Genomic DNA, 16,460 nt, shown 5'->3' on the forward strand with positions numbered 1-16,460 from the left:
GACCGCTGACGAGGATCGCCTGGTGACCCATCCGCAACAACAGGCGATCCTCGCCGCCGCCGCTATCCACAAGCGCTTCGGCGCACTTGTGGTGCTGGATGCCGTCGACTTCACCATGGCTGCCGACGAGGCGGTCGGCATCGTCGGCCCGAATGGTGCAGGCAAGACGACACTGCTCAGCGTGCTTGCCGGGGCTTTTCCACCAAGCTCGGGCACGGTCAGCTTCAAGGGCGGCGACGTGACGCCGCTGTCGGAGACGCAGCGCTGCCGGCTCGGCCTGGTGCGCACGCACCAGGTGCCAAAACCATTCAGCGGCATGACCACCTTCGAGAATGTCTTCGTCGCCGCCTCGCACGGCGCCGGTCTCGGCCGCGACGAGGCCTATGAAGAGGCGCTCGGCTCGCTGAAACTGTGCGGCATGCTGGGCGTTGCCAACCGGCGCGCCGAAACGCTCGGGCTGCTCGACCGCAAGCGGCTGGAACTGGCAAGGGCGCTCGCCGCAAGACCGACGCTGCTGCTGCTCGACGAGATCGGCGGCGGACTGACCGATGGCGAAGCCGGCGAACTGGTCGACACGATCAAGGAATTGCGCCGGCGCAAGATCGGCATCGTCTGGATCGAGCACATCGTGCATATCCTGCTGCAGGTGGCCGAGCGGCTGATCTGCATGGATGCCGGCAAGATCATCGCCGACGGCGAGCCACAAGCGGTGATGGCCGACCCGGAGGTCGTGCGCGCCTATCTCGGCGGAGGCCCGAAATGAGCCTGCTGTCGGTCGAGAACCTGGTTGTCCGGCACGGCCTGTTGCAGGCGGTGCGCGGCGTGAGCTTCACGATCGAACGCGGCGAGACGCTGGCGCTGGTCGGCGCCAATGGCGCCGGCAAGACGACGCTGCTGCGGGCCATCGCCGGCGCCCATCAGCCGGCGGCCGGCCGCGTGCTGCTCGACGGCGCCGATCTCACCAGCGTGCCGTCGCACAGGCGCGTCGGCAAGGGCATCGCGCTGGTGCCGGAGGGACGCAGACTGTTCGTGCAGATGACGGTCGAGGAGAACCTCCTGCTCGGCAGGACCGCCGGCCGGTCGGGCGACTGGAGCGTCGACAAGGTGCTCGAGATGTTCCCCAACCTCAAGCCGCGCCGCCATGCCAAGACGGGCCACCTCTCGGGCGGCGAGCAGCAGGCGACGGCGATCGGCCGGGCCTTGATGAGCAACCCGGAACTGCTGCTGCTCGACGAGGTTTCGCTCGGTCTGTCGCCGCTGATCGTCGACCGTGTCTACGCCGCATTGCAAGGGCTGATCGCTTCAGGCACGACGATCATCCTGGTCGAACAGAACCTCAACCGGGCGCTCGCTGTATCCGACAGGGTGATCTGCATGCTCGAAGGGCGCGTCGCGCTCGAAGGACCGAGCAAGGAGGTTTCGCGCGACGAGGTGACAAAGGCCTATTTCGGTCTGCACCGGAAAAGCACCGGGAGCGTTCCGGCATGAGCAACCAGATCATCCAGGGCATCCTTCTCGGCGGCTACTACGCGCTGATCGCCTGTGGCCTGTCGTTCATGTTTTCGGTGATGCGCATCATCAACCTCGCCCATGGCAGCCTTGCGGTGTTCGCTGCCTATGCGCTGTGGTTACTCGCCTCGCGGTTCCATGTCTCACCATTCGTCGGCCTGCTCATCGTCCTGCCGTTGATGGCGGCGATCGGCTGGGCGCTGCAGCGCTTCCTGCTCGAACGCAGCGCGCGCGGTGGCGCGCTGCTGCCGGTCCTGACCACGTTCGGCCTGGCCATCGTCATCGACAATCTGCTGTTCGAGCAGTTCGGCGCCGACACCCGTTCGCTGGCGCCCTATATCGGCAGCCTGTCCTATGATTCCTGGGAATGGCCAGGCGGCATCTATGTCGGCAAGCTTGCCGTGATCATGTTCGCGACCGCGGTGATCCTACTGGGCGGGCTGCAATTGTTCCTCACCCGCACCCGGCTTGGCCGCTCGATCCGCGCCACTTCCGAGGATCCCGACACCGCCGGCCTGGTCGGTGTCGATGCCCGCCGCGCCAATGCCATCGCTGCCGCCATCGCCATGGTCACGGTTGGTCTGGCCGGCGCTTTCCTTGGTATGCGCGCCACCTTCGATCCCTATGCCGGCGCGCCGCAATTGCTGTTTGCCTTCGAGGCGGCGGTGATCGGCGGCGCCGGTTCGCTGTGGGGAACGCTGGTCGGCGGCATCGTGCTGGCGCTTGCCCAGACGCTCGGCGCGCAAGTGCACCCGCAAGGTTTTCTGATCGGCGGCCACGCTGTCTTCCTCATCGTGCTGTTCGTGCGGCTGTCCGCGTCCGGCCTTGGCCTGCGCGGCCTGTTGCACCTCGGGAAGACGTCATGAGCATTCTCGCCACCATGCCTGTCATCGAGCGCGGCACGGCGACATCGCGGATCGCCGCGATGGCCGTCGCCGTGATCATCGCGTTGCTGGCGATTGCACCGCAGTTCCTGTCGGCCGGTGCGGTCGACCGCATGACCGCACTGTTCATCTATGTGATCCTGGCGGCGATGTGGAATGCTCTGGCCGGCTTCGGCGGCCTGGTCTCGGTCGGCCAGCAGGTGTTCTTCGGGCTCGGCGCCTATTTCGCCATCCGGCTGGCCGATGCCGGCCTCAACCCCTTCCTGGCACTGTTCGCCTCGGGAATTGTCGTCGGCGTGGTGTCTATCCCGCTGTCGCTGTTCATGCTGCGGCTGAAGAACGGCGAGTTCGCCATCGGCATGTGGGTCATCGCGGCGTTGACGCATCTCCTGGTCAACCTCGACCGGTTGGTGCAGGGCGAAACCGGCACGTCGCTGATCTCGCTCAACGTCTATGACGCCAGCACCAGGCGGGCAACGATCTACTGGCTGGCGCTGGCCTCGATGACCGCGCTGCTCGCCATCCTGTTTGGCTTGCTGCGCGGCAGCACGGGCGCCGCGATCCGCGCGATCCGCGACAATGAGGACGCCGCCGCCTCGGTCGGCGTGCGCGTCACCGGCACCAAGCGGCTGCTGTTCGTGCTTGCCGCTTTCGGCATCGGCATTGCTGGCGCGCTATGGCTGGCGACCTCTATCACCTTCCAGCCGAAAACCTACTTCAACGTGCAATGGACCGCCTACATGATCTTCATGGTGCTGGTCGGCGGCATCGGCACCTTCGAGGGCGCCATTCTCGGCGCGCTGGTGTTCTTCCTCATCGAGACCTGGTTCGGCGGCACCGGCGTCTGGTACCTGGTCGGGCTGGGCGCCACGGCCGTGCTGTTCTCGCTCTTCCTGCCGCGCGGCCTGTGGGGGACGATCGAGGAGCGTTTTGGCCTGCGCCTGCTGCCGGTCGGCTACCGGGTCAGGCTGCCCGGTTCTGCCACCGATGGCGACGCGACGCCTTCGCCACAACAAACCACGATGCATCAGGAAAGGGCATGACCATGCTCTTCGGCAAGACGATCCTCATCACCGGTGTCGCCTCCGGCATCGGCGCCCGCACGGCGGAACTTGCCGGCCAGCTCGGCGCCGATGTGATCGGCGTCGATGTGCGCGAGCCGGCCGCAGCGGTCGGCAGTTTCGTCAAGGCCGACATCTCCACCAAGGCCGGCGTCGACGATCTCATCGCGCGGCTGCCGAATCGCATCGACGCGCTCTGCAATGTCGCCGGCCTTTCCGGCAACACCGGTGCGGCGGCGACGCTGGCCGTCAATTTCTTCGGCCTGCGGGCGCTTTCGGAAGGTCTCGCGCCGAGACTTCGCGAAGGCGGCGCCATCGTCAACGTCGCCTCGATCGCCGGCTATGGCTGGCGCGCCAATCTCAACCGCGCCGCCTCGATGGTCGGCATCGAAGGTTTTCCGGATGTCGCCGAGGTGGTTTGCGACCATGCAGTCAGGAACGAGGAAGGCTATCCCGTCTCCAAGGAACTGCTGCTTTTGTGGACGTTTCGCGCGGCGCATCAGGATCTGTTCAAACGCCGCGGCATCCGCGTCAACGCAGTGAGCCCCGGCCCGGTCGAAACGCCGATCCTGAAGCAGTTCCGCACCGTGCTCGGCGACGCCCGCGTCGACAGCGACATTGCCAGGGTCGGGCGCGCCGGCACATCCGGCGACATCGCGCCGGTGGTGCTGTTCCTGTGCTCGGACGGCGCGCGCTGGATCAACGGCGCCAACGTGCCGGTCGATGGCGGCCTCGAAGCATCGATCAATGCCGAAATGTTCGGATTCTAACCCAAGAGAATACGCTCCACTGGGAGCATGGAGACAGTCATGGACATCGGACTTCTGATCGACGGCGACGAACGGGCTGCCTCGGGTGCGGCATCCTTCGAGCGCATGGACCCGTTTACCGGCAGGCTGGCGACACGCGCCGCCGCGGCCAACATCGCCGACGCCAATGCCGCGGTAGAGGCTGCCGCTGCCGCCTTTCCGGCTTGGTCGAAGACCGGGCCCGGTGAGCGCCGCGCCTTGCTGAGCAAAGCGGCCGACGTCATGGCCTCCAAGGTCGGCGAGTTCACCCGGCTGATGATGGAAGAGACAGGCGCGACCGGCCCGTGGGCTGGCTTCAACGTCATGCTGGCCGCCAACATACTGCGCGAGGCGGCGGCGATGACGACACAAATCTCGGGCGAGATCATCCCCTCCGACAAGCCCGGCACGCTGGCCATGGCGATCCGCCAGCCGGCCGGCGTGTGCCTCGGCATCGCGCCATGGAATGCCCCGGTCATTCTCGGCACCCGCGCCATCGCCATGCCAATCGCCTGCGGCAACACGGTCGTGCTGAAAGCATCCGAAATGTGCCCCGGAACGCACCGGCTGATCGGCCAGGTGCTGGTCGAAGCCGGCCTGCCGAAGGGCGTCATCAATGTCGTCACCAACGATCCCAAGGATGCCGCCGGCATCGTCGAGGCGCTGGTTGCGCATCCTGCAGTCAAGCGCGTCAACTTCACCGGCTCGACCAAGGTCGGAAGGATCATCGCCGAACTCGCCGGACGGCACCTGAAGCCGGCGCTGCTCGAACTCGGCGGCAAGGCGCCGTTGCTGGTGCTGGACGATGCCGACATCGACGCGGCGGTCAACGCCGCCACCTTCGGCGCCTTCATGCATCAGGGCCAGATCTGCATGTCGACCGAGCGTCTGATCGTCGACGAAAAGGTCGCCGATGAATTCGTTTCCAAGCTCGCGGCGCGCACGTCGCAACTGCCGGCGGGCGATCCACGCGGCCATGTCGTGCTGGGCTCGCTGATCAGCAGCCAGGCGGCCGACAAGATGGAGGAACTCATCACCGATGCCGTCGCCAAGGGCGCCAGGCTGGTCGCCGGCGGCAAGCGTACCGGCACCGTGGTGGAAGCGAGCTTGCTCGACCACGTCACGCCGGCCATGCGCGTCTATGCCGAAGAATCCTTCGGGCCGGTCAAGCCGGTGATCCGGGTCAAGGGCGAGGACGAGGCCGTGCGTGTCGCCAACGACACCGAATACGGCCTGTCGTCAGCCGTGTTCAGCCGCGACATCAAGCGTGCCATGGCGGTCGCCGCGCGCATCGAAGCCGGCATCTGCCATATCAATGGCCCGACCGTCGGCGACGAGGCACAAATGCCGTTCGGCGGCGTCAAGGGCTCGGGCTATGGCCGTTTCGGCGGCAAGGCCTCGATCGCCGAGTTCACCGATTTGCGCTGGGTGACGATCGAGGACCCGGGCCAGCATTATCCGTTCTGACTGCCTTCATTCGGACGGTCAGACCGCCTGTGAGGGCGTGAAGCGAACACTGGCGGATCGCAGCTGGCCGGGCGCCAGCACGATGCGGCCGGTGTCGATGCCCGCGTCGCGGTTGAAGGCATCGGTGATGTTGGTGACCGGCTCGGCGCAAAAGAACGGCTCGCCGGGCGGCGTGTAGAGAACGAGGAAATCGAGCGGCACCTCGGCCTCGATCTCCAGTTGCCGTCCATGCTCCGGCCAACAAATCCGGGCCCGGCGCGTCCATCCGGTGAAGACGGTATCGAAGTCCGTCTCGGACACATCGAAGCCCGTGGTCGGGTTGGCACCGGCCGGCGGCAGGACGTGGCGGGTTGGCAAGATGTCCGCATCGGTCTCCCACATGCCGGACACCGGCGCCTGGACATGCGTCCACGGCGTCGACGGGAAATAGGGATGCAGGCCGAAGCCGGCCGGCATCGGCGTGTCCGAGAGATTGCGCAGCGAGATGATGATGCCCAGCCTGCCATCGGCCAGCGAGATGACTTGCTCGGCCTCGTAGCTCCATGGCCAGGAATCGGCGGCGTGGCGATAGCGCAAGACGACAGCGCTGGGTTCGTGCCGCTCGACTGTCCAAGGCCGACGCCAGCCATGGCCGTGCTCATGATGCGGGTCATCGGGGCTTGTCGGAAGTGTGACGGTACGACCAGCGAAGGCGAAGCGACCACCCCTTATGCGGTTGGAATAGGGAACCAGCGGGAAGCAGGCCATGGCGCCGGCATCGCGGCGGCTGATCGCCGCCTGATCGGCCGGGCGTAGCAAGTCCACGACAGAGCCGTCTTGCCGCCAGCGATACGACGCTACCGCACCGCCGGCGGCCGGAGCAATCTCGGCCGTCGCAATGCCGTCGCTGATCGAAAGCAGCTCTGTGTGCTGCTCCACAACGGCTGCTGAATTCGTTGTCATCGGCATGTCCCCATCCCTTGACTCCAATCGCCACGGCTATAAGACATATCATATGAATAGTATGAAGAATAAGAAATCTTTTAGCACGGCGCGGACTTCGCGAGTCGCCGTCGCGGTTTCCAGCGGCTCCACGGCACTGCATGCGACGGTTGTCGAGCAGATCGGGTTGCGCATCGTGCAGGGCGATTTCCTGCCCGGCGAGGCACTGCCCAATGCGGACGATTCCAGCGAGATGCTGGGGGTCAGCCGCACGGTGCTGCGCGAGGCGATCAAGGTGCTGGCCGGCAAGGGGCTCGTCGAATCGCGGCCGAAGACCGGGACAAGGGTGCGTCCCCGCTCCGACTGGAACTTCCTCGACCCGGACGTCCTGTCGTGGCGTTACGCCAGCGGCGTCAGCGCCGACGATGTGCGGGCGCTGTTCGAACTGCGCCGGGCCATCGAGCCGATGTCGGCCGCACTTGCCGCGCAGCGCGCCACGCCGGCGCAGATCGCCGAGATCAACGCCGCACTCGCCGAAATGGAAGCCGTTGTCGACGACGGCGACCGCTTCGCCAAGCCTGATCTGCTGTTCCACCAGACCATTCTGCGCATGACCGGCAACGAGCTGATCGGTTCGCTCGCGGCATTGGTCGAAACCGCGCTGGTGATGAGCTTCCGCCTCTCCAACGACAATCCGGAAGGACAGCGCCACTCTTTGCCGCTGCACCGGGAAGTAGCTGAGAAGATCGCCGCGCGCGATGCCGCCGGCGCGCAAAAGGCGCTGCTGGTGCTCATCGACGATGCCGAGGAAGACGTGCGCCGCAGTGTCGAGAACCGCAACAGGCGCCGCGCCAATCGGGAGCTGGCATCGTGACCGAGACCAAACGCAAGCTGCGGTCCGAGGCCTGGTTCGGCGGCGAAGGCAAGAATGCCTTCATGCACCGCAGCTGGATGAAGAACCAAGGCATTCCCGCCGACGCTTTCGACGGCCGCCCGGTGATCGGCATCTGCAACACCTGGTCGGAACTGACACCATGCAACGCGCATCTGCGCGCCCTGGCCGACCACGTCAAACGTGGCGTCTATGAAGCCGGCGGCCTGCCGCTGGAATTTCCGGTCATGTCATTGGGCGAGAGCAACATGCGCCCCACCGCCATGCTGTTTCGCAATCTGGTCAGCATGGATGTCGAGGAATCCATCCGCGGCAATCCTATCGACGGCGTCATCCTGCTGGTCGGCTGCGACAAGACCACGCCTGCGCTGCTGATGGGCGCTGCGTCATGCAATCTGCCGACCATCGCCGTTTCGGGCGGGCCGATGCTCAACGGCAAGTTCCGCGGACAAGATATCGGCTCGGGCACGCATGTCTGGAAATTCGCCGAAGAGGTGAAGGCCGGCCGCATGCCGGTCGCCGATTTCCTGGCCGCCGAACAGGGCCAGAGCCGGTCGGCGGGCAGCTGCATGACAATGGGCACGGCTTCGACCATGGCCAGCATGGTGGAGGCGCTCGGCATCGGGATGCCGGACAATGCCGCGATCCCGGCGGCGGATTCGCGCCGTGGTGTGCTCGCCCAGATGGCCGGACGCCAGATCGTCGAGCTGGTCCGCAAGGATGTGACGATTGCGCGGATCCTCACCAGGCAAGCGTTCGAGAACGCCATTCGCGTCAATGGCGCGATCGGCGGCTCGACCAATGCAGTGCTGCACCTGATCGCCATCGCCAACCGTGTCGGCGTCGATCTCAGCCTCGATGACTGGGACCGCCTTGGCCGCGACGTTCCGACCATTGTCGATTTAATGCCATCGGGCCGGTTCCTGATGGAAGATTTCTACTATGCCGGGGGGCTGGCTGCGGTCATGGCGTCGCTTGATGAAGTGGGGCTTCTTCATCGCGACGCCATGACCGTCAGCAACAAGACTATTGGCGAGTTGATCGACGGCGCGCCCAACTACAACACCGAGGTCATCCGCCCGCTGAGCGACCCGCTGACCAGGGAAGGCGGCATCTCGATCCTGCGCGGCAATCTGGCGCCCAACGGGGCGGTCATCAAACCGTCGGCGGCAACGCCCGAGCTGATGCAGCATCGCGGTAAGGCGATCGTCTTCGAAAACATCGAGCACTACTACGCCCGCATCGACGATCCGGAGCTGGATATCGACGCCTCTTCAGTGATGGTGCTGAAGAACTGCGGACCGCGTGGCTACCCCGGGATGGCCGAGGTCGGCAACATGCCGCTGCCGGCCAAGCTGCTGAAGCAAGGCGTCTCCGACATGGTGCGCATCTCGGACGCTCGCATGAGCGGCACCGCCTACGGCACCGTGGTGCTGCATGTGGCGCCGGAAGCAGCGGCCGGCGGGGCGCTGGCGCTGGTGCGCGATGGCGATCTCATCGAGCTGGACGTGGCCGGCCGGCGCCTGGAGCTTTTGGTGTCGGACGAGGAACTGGCTATCCGCCGACACAACTGGCAGCCGCCGGCGGCGCCCGAAGGCGGCTACCAGAGCCTCTATGTCGAGCGCGTTCTGCAGGCCGACAAGGGCTGCGATTTCGACTTTCTCGTCGGTCGGCGCGATGCCGGCATCCCCCGGCATTCCCACTAGTGAGGCGCGCGATGACGAATGAAATCAGCGGCTACGCCACCTACCCCAGCCTCAAGGATCGCAGCGTCTTCATAACCGGCGGCGGCAGCGGCATCGGCGAAAGCCTGGTGCGCCATTTCTGCGCGCAAGGCAGCCGCGTTGCCTTTGTCGATCTAGCCGAGGAGCCGTCCCGGCGCCTGGTAGACGCGATCGCGGCGGATGGACATCGTGCGCCGCTGTTCATTGCCTGCGACCTGCGCAACGTCGAGCAACTGCAGGCGGCAACGGTGCAAGCGATGCAGCACAACGGCCCGATCCAGGTTCTGTGCAACAATGCCGGCAACGATGACCGCCATCAAACCAAGGACGTGACGGTCGCCTATTGGGACGACCGCATGGCGGTCAATCTGCGCCACCAGTTCTTTGCGGCGCAAGCGGTACGCCTGCAGATGGGCTCGCTGGGCGGCGGCTCGATCATCAATTTTGGTTCCATCACCTGGATGGTCGGCGATCCCGATTGCCCCGCCTATGTCACCGCGAAAGCCGCTGTCTACGGCATGACACGGGCGCTGGCCCGTGAGCTCGGCCCCGAGCGCATCCGCGTCAACTGCATGGTGCCGGGCTGGGTGATGACCGAGCGCCAGATGCGCCTGTGGCTGAACCCGGCCGGAGAGCGGCAGATCGAGGAGAGGCAGTGCCTGCCCGACCGGCTGCAGCCCTCCGATATTGCGCGCATGGCGCTGTTCCTCGCCGCCGACGACAGCCGCATGTGCACAAGCCAGCAATTCATCGTCGATGCGGGCTGGGTGTGACCCGCACTGCCTCAAGGGAAGAAGGGTACCTCATGCGTCTTGTTCAGTTCAGAATGCCCGATGGCAACAGGCGGGTTGGCCGTGTCTCCGATGACGGCAATCACCTGCACCCGCTCGAAAAGACCCGCACCGTGCTGGAACTTGCCGAAGCGGCAATTGCTGAGGGCGTTTCCATCGCCGCACTTGTCGAGAGGCGGACGGGTACTGCAACGGTCGACTATGACGAGCTGTTGCGCGATGGCCGCGTACTGGCCCCGGTCGATCATCCCGAACCGGCGCGTTTCCTGGTCACCGGCACGGGCCTGACCCATACCGGAAGTGCCGCGGCACGCGACAAGATGCATGTGCTTACGCATGGCGAGGACGCCGAGGAATCCGATTCACTGAAGATCTTTCGCATGGGTCTGGAGGGCGGCAAACCCGCCGCCGGGCAGATCGGAATCCAGCCCGAATGGTTCTTCAAGGGCGTCGGCACCTGTGTCGTGCCGCCCGGTGCTGCGCTGCCGATGCCGGCCTTCGCGCGCGCCGGCGCGGAAGAGGCCGAAATCGTCGGGCTCTATCTCAATGGGCCGGATGGCCGCCCCTATCGCATCGGCTATGCGCTCGGCAACGAATACTCCGACCATGTCACGGAAGCCGAGAACTACCTCTATCTCGCCCATTCAAAACTCCGCTCCTGCTCGATCGGCCCGGAGCTTTTGATCGGCGACCTGCCCGATGAAGTGCGCGGCCATTCCCGCATCCTGCGCGACGGCGCCGTCATCTGGGAGCAAGAGTTCCTGTCGGGCGAGGCGCACATGTCGCATTCGATCGCCAATCTCGAACATTTCCATTTCCGCTACCCGATGCACCGCAGAGCAGGCGACCTGCATGCCTACTTCTTCGGCGCGGCGGTGATGAGCTACGCCTCCGGCATCAAGACGGCTTCCGGCGACGAGTATGAAATCCAGGCACAGACATTCGGCAAGCCACTGCGCAACCGGATGGAGTCGGTGCCGGACGAGGGACTGGTCGCCGTCACCCAGCTGTGACGGTAAAGGTCCGGAAACTGCGGTCCATCAGAACGACAATGGGAGATTAAAAATGGGACTGAAAAGACTGTTTCTAAGAATGGCAGCAATCGGCCTCGGCATCGGCTTGATGACATCGGCAGCCTTGGCAGCGAACCTTCGGATTCTGGCCTGGGACGGCTACGCCGACCCGGACTGGGTCAAGGACTTCACCGCGGCAACCGGCATCGGCGTCGATGTCGTCTTCATCGGCAGCGATGACGAGATCTGGGCCAAGATCAAGGGAAGCGAAGGGCAGGACTTCGACGTCTTCGCCGTCAACACGGCCCAGTTGCAGCGCTACATCAAGGCCGATCTGGTGTCGCCGATCGACGTGACGAAGCTGGCCAACCAGAAAGAGGTGCTGCCGCGCTTCCGCGATCTGACGGCGGTGAGCGGCGTCACCAAGGACGGCAAGGTCTATGGCATTCCGTTCTGCTTCGACTCGATCGGCCTGATCTACGACACCGACAAGGTCAAGCCGGCGCCGACATCGATGTCGGTCCTCTGGGACCCGGCCTACAAGGGCAAGGTTCTGGCCTATGACAATGGCGAGCACAATTTCTCGTTCACCGCGCTGACGCTCGGCTACAAGGATCCGTTCAATCTGAATGAAGAACAGATGGCGGCGGTCAAGGCCAAGTTGGTCGAACTCAAGCGCAATGTGCTGAGCTTCTACACCACCGCCGACGAGGCGCAGCAGATCTATCAGAACAATGACGTGGCACTGATCTGGGCCAATTATGGCCAGCAGCAGGTCAAGGCACTGCAGAAGATCGGCGCCCATGTCGCCTACGTCAATCCGAGCGAGGGCGCGCTTGCCTGGCTCGACAACTGGGTCATCTCCAAGGGCGTCCGCGACAATGCGGCGGCCGAGAAATGGATCGACTTCATGCTGAGCAAGAAGGTCAGCGGCGAGCTTTCCGAGCGCACGGGTTTCGGCAACACGGTGACCGAAACCGGCAGCGCCGGCGGCAACGACAAGCTGGTCTGGCTCAACAATGTCGAGGACCCGCTGAAGCGGTCGGACATGTGGAACGAGATCAAGGCCACGCCCTGATCTTTCCGCACGAAGACTTCGAAGGACCCGGCGGTCCGGACGTTCCGGACCGCCGAAGCGTATGCGAGAATATCTTATGAACCAGAACATCGACCTGCTGACGCTGCGGTCCGTCTCGAAATCCTACGGCACCGTTCCGGTGCTGCACGACATCGACCTGTCGATCAAGGACGGTGAGTTCCTGACCGTTCTTGGACCGTCGGGCTCCGGCAAGACCACGGTGCTGCGGCTGATCGGCGGGCTGGAACCACTGACGTCGGGCGAGATCCGGCTCGACGGCCAGGACATTAGCCGCATGCCGATCAACCGGCGGCCATTCAACACCGTGTTCCAGGACTATGCGCTGTTCCCGCATTTGACCGTTTCCGGCAATGTCGGCTACGGGCTTTCGGTTCGCCACGTGCCGCGCAAGGAGATTGCGCGCCGCGTCGCGGAAGCGCTGGAGCTTGTCCAGCTCGGGCGTTTCACCGACCGCTTTCCAGCCCAGCTCTCCGGTGGCCAGCGCCAGCGCGTCGCCTTGGCCCGCGCGCTGATCTGCCAGCCGCGTCTGATCCTGCTCGACGAGCCGCTGGCGGCGCTCGACCTCGAACTGCGCCGGCAAATGCAGGAATTCCTGAAATCCATCCAGCGTGAAATCAAAACCACCTTTCTGTTCGTCACCCACGACCAGGAAGAAGCGATCGGCATGGCCGATCGGATCTGCGTCATGCAGGCCGGCCATATCCGCCAGCTCGGCACGCCGCACGAGCTTTACTACAAGCCGAATTGCGAGTTCGTGGCGCGCTTCTTTGGCGAAAACAATCTGGTGGCCGGAAAGCTTGGATCCGTCCAGGGCGAACTGCGATCGATCGAGACGACGCTCGGACGCCTGGTCTGTTCGATCCGTGACCAGCCGCATTTGAAGTCCGCGGCGGATGGCGCCAGTGCCTTCGCGGCCTTCCGTCCCGAGGCCTTGCACCTTGCCGATGCAAAGGACACCGACAACCGCTTTTCCGGCACGATCGCCGACATGGCCTTCGCCGGCTCGTCGACCGTTGCCACCATCGCTGCCGGCGCCGACCATGCTGCGCAACGCTTGCGGCTGCGCATGCCGAGCCGGGTCGACGGCAGCACGCTGAAATCCGGCGCGACGATCCCCCTCGCGTTTGCGCCGCATGAAGGGCACCTGGTGCTGGCATGAGCGGAGCCAGCACGATACCGGTCGCGGAACGGCGATGGTCGCTGCTGGTGACGGTGCTGGCTTTCGCCTTGCCGGTGGTCTTCGTCCTCGTGCCGCTGGCGATCTTCCTCGGCTATAGCTTCTTCAGCGTCGACCAGGGCACGATCGTTCATACGCCGTCACTGGGCAACTATGTCCGCTTCTTCACCGATCCGATCTTTCTTCCGGTGTTCTGGAACACCATCGTGCTGTGTCTCTCGGTGTCGGCAATCTGCATTCTGCTCGCCTATCCCGCCGCCTATTTCCTGACGACCCTGAAAGGGCGCTGGCGCTACGCCTTGCTGATGCTGCTGCTGGTGCCGCTGCTGATGAGCTACGTCATCAAGATCTATGCGATCCGCAGCATCCTCGGCCTTAACGGCTTTCTCAACAAGGCACTGGTCGGGCTCGGCATCCTCCAGGAGCCATCGACGCTTTTCGTGTTCAACATGAACGCCATCCTGCTGACGCTGACGCTGCTGCTGATCCCGTTCGCCATCCTGCCGATCTTCCTGTCGCTGGAGCGGATTCCACAGGTGCTGCTGCGCGCCTCCGACGACCTGGGCGCAAGCGGCCTGCAGACGTTCCTGCGCATCACCTTGCCGCTCAGCCTGCCCGGCGTCGCCTCTGCGGCGAGCTTCGTGTTCGTGCTGGCGATCGGCGATTTCCTGACGCCGCAAATGGTCGGCGGGATCAGCGGCTTCACCTTCGGCCGCATCCTCTACAGCCAGTTCGGCACGGCCTACAATTGGCCGTTCGGTGCGGCGCTGTCAGTGGCGCTGGCTGTCGTGGTGATCGCGGCAATTCTTGTCGGCGAGCGCTTCGGCCGCAACCGGGGGACAGCGATATGACCGCCCTGCCCCGGCTATCCACTGTCTTTCTGGCTGCGATCACGACATTGGTCGCGGTGCTGCTCTACAGCCCGCTGGCCGTGCCGATCGTATCGTCGTTCTTCACCATTGCGCATGGCAATGTCGACTGGTCGTCGCCGACGCTTGCGACCTATGTCGCGCTGACCGAAAACCACGACATACTGGCCGCCTTGCGCACCACGCTGATCGTTGGTGTCTGCACCGTCATCCTGTCGGTGGTCAGCGGAACGCTGCTGGCGCTCTACTATAACAGCCGCCGTTCCGGGCGCACGCTGCTGCAGTTCATCATATTCCTGCCGTTCCTGATGCCGCCGATCATCAGCGGTCTGGCGCTGCTGATCTTCTTCCGCGAGATCGGCCTTGAACGCTCGCTGCTGACGGTGGTCATCGGGCATACGGTTTTCGTGCTGGCGATCGTCTATCGCACGGTGCTGATGCGGCTGCAGTCGATGAGCCGCACGCTGGTCGAAGCATCCTACGATCTCGGCGCCACCGGCTGGCAAACATTCTGGCGCATCGTCCTGCCGAACCTCTCGAGCGCCATGGTCGGCGGTGCAATCCTGGCTTTCGCGCTGTCATTCGACGAGACCATGATCACCATCCTGGTCACAGGCACCCAAAGCACGCTGCCGGTCAGGCTGTGGGCGATGATGCGGCTTGGCTTTTCACCCGACATCAATGCGCTGGTGGCGCTGATCCTGATGTTCACCGTACTGCTTTGCGTGCTCGCCGCGCGTTTTCTCATCCCCAGGCAAGTCGCGACGGAACGGACCTGAGTGCGCGGCAGTCACGGCCGACGGATGTCGCAGTGCCACGTTGACTACAGGCCGGCCGCTAAGGCAGACGGGACCAGGTCGAAGACCCGCCCCGGATTGAGGATGTTTCTGGGGTCGAGAGCTGTCTTCAGCCGCCGCATCGTGGCGATCTCGGCATCGCTGCGGACCAGATGCAGCCACCTCTTCTTGTCGAGGCCGATGCCATGCTCGGCCGAAACGCCGCCTCCCGCTGCCGCCACGCCGCGATAGACGATATCGTATGCCGCCGCCGGATCCACCGTGCGGACCTGGTAGTGCAGATTGCCGTCACCGAGATGGCCGAAGACATAGATGTCGGCGCCGGGATCCATGGCATGGATGGCAGCGTCCGCTTCTCGCAGGAAAATACCCATCCGCGCCAGCGGGATGCTGATGTCGACGCCGACAAGGCCTTTGATCGAAAACAGGAGGCGATTTGCGTCCTCGCGCACGGCCCACAACGCCCGGACTTCGCGCGGCGACTGCGAGACGACCACATCGTCGACCACGCCGTCCTCGACAGCTTGCATCAAGACCTCGGCGAAGCGCTCGCCGTCACGGTCGGGTTCGCTGCCCTGGATCTCGGCCAGCACATAGACAGGCGAACCCCCCGGCAGCGGCGCCGGCATGTCCATGCTGGCGACCATCGCGTCATAGAGCGGCGCGAAGTTGACCTCATAGGCGGACAACAGCGGGCCGAGCCTTTGCCGCAGCAGCCCAAGCAGGGCGATCGCCGCATCGAGCGATGGGAGTGCGCAGAAGGCGTTTACCTCGGACACCGGTTTCGGATGCAGCCTGAGCGCCGCGCGTGTGACGACGCCAAGCGTCCCTTCCGTGCCGATGAACAGCTGGCCGAGGTCGTAGCCGGAATTATCCTTGGGCAGGCCCTTCAGCGAGGTCAGCACGCTGCCATCGGCAAGCACCGCTTCCAGCCCCAGAACCTGCGCCCGGTACATGCCGTAGCGCAGCACGCGGATGCCGCCGGCATTGGTGGCGACATTGCCGCCGATAGTAGCCGAACCGCGTGCGCCGATATCGACGCCGAACATCAGACCGGCGCCGTCGGCCGCCTCCTGGACCGCCTGCAGCGTTGCGCCGGCCTCGGCGACGATGCTGGCAGCCTGACGATCCGGTGCATCGAGACCGGTCATGCGTTCCAGCGACAGCACGACCTCACCCGCCTGCACGCGCGCGGCGCCGGTCAGCCCGGTGCGTCCGCCCTGCACGACAACTGGCTGGCCGAGATCATTGCATGCGGCCAGCGCGGCAGCGACACCCTGGGTGTCGCGCGGGCGCAGCACTGCTTCGGGCAGAGCGCCAAGCTTGCCATCGGGATCGTCGCGATAGCGTTGGTCCACGTCGGAGCCGGCGAGCACACCGCCCGCGCCCAGCCTGTCGCCGAGAGCAGATAGAAGTTTTTCAGTTTCAGGCGACATTGGCCAATCCTGTTGATGGGCCAATCCTATTC

Annotated in this window: 16 protein-coding genes; 14 read left to right on the plus strand and 2 right to left on the minus strand. The window is 64.8% G+C overall.

Annotation, left to right across the window (positions count from 1 at the left end; genetic code table 11):
• The first annotated feature begins 19 nt into the window (after nucleotides 1–19).
• The 6 genes from AC07FD_RS04505 to AC07FD_RS04530 are packed head-to-tail and all read left to right on the plus strand — an operon-like array spanning nucleotide 20 to nucleotide 5,709.
• Entirely contained in the window at nucleotides 20–763 is a 744-nt protein-coding gene (locus AC07FD_RS04505; protein WP_478348931.1) for an ABC transporter ATP-binding protein, read from the plus strand.
• Nucleotides 760–1,488 carry an ABC transporter ATP-binding protein gene (locus AC07FD_RS04510; protein WP_478348823.1) on the plus strand — a complete coding sequence of 243 codons (729 nt, stop codon included), beginning with the start codon at nucleotides 760–762 and terminating at the stop codon, nucleotides 1,486–1,488. The genes AC07FD_RS04505 and AC07FD_RS04510 overlap by 4 nt, the downstream gene beginning before the upstream one ends.
• Nucleotides 1,485–2,375 (plus strand): branched-chain amino acid ABC transporter permease, encoded by an 891-nt coding sequence (locus tag AC07FD_RS04515; RefSeq protein WP_478348824.1) that lies wholly within the window; start codon nucleotides 1,485–1,487, stop codon nucleotides 2,373–2,375. The genes AC07FD_RS04510 and AC07FD_RS04515 overlap by 4 nt, the downstream gene beginning before the upstream one ends.
• A complete protein-coding gene (locus AC07FD_RS04520; protein ID WP_478348825.1) occupies nucleotides 2,372–3,436 on the plus strand; it encodes a branched-chain amino acid ABC transporter permease in 1,065 nt (354 codons plus the stop codon). The genes AC07FD_RS04515 and AC07FD_RS04520 overlap by 4 nt, the downstream gene beginning before the upstream one ends.
• Before the next feature lie 2 nt (nucleotides 3,437–3,438).
• The gene (locus tag AC07FD_RS04525) at nucleotides 3,439–4,224 is read left to right on the plus strand and encodes a coniferyl-alcohol dehydrogenase (protein ID WP_478348932.1); all 786 of its coding nucleotides are present in this window, start codon (nucleotides 3,439–3,441) and stop codon (nucleotides 4,222–4,224) included.
• A gap of 39 nt (nucleotides 4,225–4,263) precedes the next feature.
• Entirely contained in the window at nucleotides 4,264–5,709 is a 1,446-nt protein-coding gene (locus tag AC07FD_RS04530) for an aldehyde dehydrogenase (protein WP_478348826.1), read from the plus strand.
• Between the two features lie 18 nt (nucleotides 5,710–5,727).
• Here the strand turns inward: AC07FD_RS04530 and AC07FD_RS04535 are convergent, their stop codons facing one another.
• Nucleotides 5,728–6,651, minus strand: coding sequence for an aldose 1-epimerase (locus AC07FD_RS04535; RefSeq protein WP_478348827.1), 924 nt, complete (start codon nucleotides 6,649–6,651; stop codon nucleotides 5,728–5,730).
• 52 nt (nucleotides 6,652–6,703) lie between these two features.
• On the opposite strand from AC07FD_RS04535, the gene AC07FD_RS04540 reads away from it, so the two are divergent.
• From AC07FD_RS04540 to AC07FD_RS04575, 8 genes are all read left to right on the plus strand, one after another.
• Nucleotides 6,704–7,504, plus strand: coding sequence for a FadR/GntR family transcriptional regulator (locus tag AC07FD_RS04540; protein ID WP_478348828.1), 801 nt, complete (start codon nucleotides 6,704–6,706; stop codon nucleotides 7,502–7,504).
• Entirely contained in the window at nucleotides 7,501–9,228 is a 1,728-nt protein-coding gene (locus AC07FD_RS04545) for an IlvD/Edd family dehydratase (protein ID WP_478348829.1), read from the plus strand. The genes AC07FD_RS04540 and AC07FD_RS04545 overlap by 4 nt, the downstream gene beginning before the upstream one ends.
• 11 nt (nucleotides 9,229–9,239) lie before the next feature.
• Nucleotides 9,240–10,019 carry an SDR family NAD(P)-dependent oxidoreductase gene (locus AC07FD_RS04550; protein ID WP_478348830.1) on the plus strand — a complete coding sequence of 260 codons (780 nt, stop codon included), beginning with the start codon at nucleotides 9,240–9,242 and terminating at the stop codon, nucleotides 10,017–10,019.
• A 32-nt stretch (nucleotides 10,020–10,051) separates the two neighbouring features.
• Entirely contained in the window at nucleotides 10,052–11,050 is a 999-nt protein-coding gene (gene araD1, locus AC07FD_RS04555) for an AraD1 family protein (protein WP_478348831.1), read from the plus strand.
• Between the two features lie 52 nt (nucleotides 11,051–11,102).
• Entirely contained in the window at nucleotides 11,103–12,128 is a 1,026-nt protein-coding gene (locus AC07FD_RS04560) for an ABC transporter substrate-binding protein (protein WP_478348832.1), read from the plus strand.
• Between the two features lie 76 nt (nucleotides 12,129–12,204).
• Nucleotides 12,205–13,308: an ABC transporter ATP-binding protein gene (locus AC07FD_RS04565; protein WP_478348833.1), complete on the plus strand. Its 1,104-nt coding sequence runs from the start codon at nucleotides 12,205–12,207 to the stop codon at nucleotides 13,306–13,308.
• Nucleotides 13,305–14,177: an ABC transporter permease gene (locus tag AC07FD_RS04570; RefSeq protein WP_478348834.1), complete on the plus strand. Its 873-nt coding sequence runs from the start codon at nucleotides 13,305–13,307 to the stop codon at nucleotides 14,175–14,177. Before AC07FD_RS04565 ends, AC07FD_RS04570 begins: the two co-directional genes overlap by 4 nt.
• Nucleotides 14,174–14,974, plus strand: a complete 801-nt coding sequence (locus tag AC07FD_RS04575) for an ABC transporter permease (RefSeq protein WP_478348835.1) — start codon at nucleotides 14,174–14,176, stop codon at nucleotides 14,972–14,974. Before AC07FD_RS04570 ends, AC07FD_RS04575 begins: the two co-directional genes overlap by 4 nt.
• A gap of 44 nt (nucleotides 14,975–15,018) precedes the next feature.
• On the opposite strand, the gene AC07FD_RS04580 is transcribed toward AC07FD_RS04575, so the two are convergent.
• Nucleotides 15,019–16,428, minus strand: a complete 1,410-nt coding sequence (locus AC07FD_RS04580) for an FAD-binding oxidoreductase (protein WP_478348836.1) — start codon at nucleotides 16,426–16,428, stop codon at nucleotides 15,019–15,021.
• Nucleotides 16,429–16,460: the final 32 nt, after the last annotated feature.

The sequence above is a fragment of the Mesorhizobium waitakense genome, assembly GCF_056431085.1.

Bases quoted from the DNA above. Each gene is read 5' to 3' on its own strand.
- AC07FD_RS04550 (WP_478348830.1), top strand. From the start codon at position 9,240: ATGACGAATGAAATCAGCGGCTACGCCACCTACCCCAGCCTCAAGGAT.
- AC07FD_RS04570 (WP_478348834.1), top strand. From the start codon at position 13,305: ATGAGCGGAGCCAGCACGATACCGGTCGCGGAACGGCGATGGTCGCTG.
- AC07FD_RS04520 (WP_478348825.1), top strand. From the start codon at position 2,372: ATGAGCATTCTCGCCACCATGCCTGTCATCGAGCGCGGCACGGCGACA.
- araD1 (WP_478348831.1), top strand. From the start codon at position 10,052: ATGCGTCTTGTTCAGTTCAGAATGCCCGATGGCAACAGGCGGGTTGGC.
- AC07FD_RS04540 (WP_478348828.1), top strand. From the start codon at position 6,704: ATGAATAGTATGAAGAATAAGAAATCTTTTAGCACGGCGCGGACTTCG.
- AC07FD_RS04565 (WP_478348833.1), top strand. From the start codon at position 12,205: ATGAACCAGAACATCGACCTGCTGACGCTGCGGTCCGTCTCGAAATCC.
- AC07FD_RS04510 (WP_478348823.1), top strand. From the start codon at position 760: ATGAGCCTGCTGTCGGTCGAGAACCTGGTTGTCCGGCACGGCCTGTTG.
- AC07FD_RS04515 (WP_478348824.1), top strand. From the start codon at position 1,485: ATGAGCAACCAGATCATCCAGGGCATCCTTCTCGGCGGCTACTACGCG.
- AC07FD_RS04525 (WP_478348932.1), top strand. From the start codon at position 3,439: ATGCTCTTCGGCAAGACGATCCTCATCACCGGTGTCGCCTCCGGCATC.
- AC07FD_RS04575 (WP_478348835.1), top strand. From the start codon at position 14,174: ATGACCGCCCTGCCCCGGCTATCCACTGTCTTTCTGGCTGCGATCACG.
- AC07FD_RS04530 (WP_478348826.1), top strand. From the start codon at position 4,264: ATGGACATCGGACTTCTGATCGACGGCGACGAACGGGCTGCCTCGGGT.
- AC07FD_RS04560 (WP_478348832.1), top strand. From the start codon at position 11,103: ATGGGACTGAAAAGACTGTTTCTAAGAATGGCAGCAATCGGCCTCGGC.
- AC07FD_RS04580 (WP_478348836.1), bottom strand. From the start codon at position 16,428: ATGTCGCCTGAAACTGAAAAACTTCTATCTGCTCTCGGCGACAGGCTG.
- AC07FD_RS04535 (WP_478348827.1), bottom strand. From the start codon at position 6,651: ATGACAACGAATTCAGCAGCCGTTGTGGAGCAGCACACAGAGCTGCTT.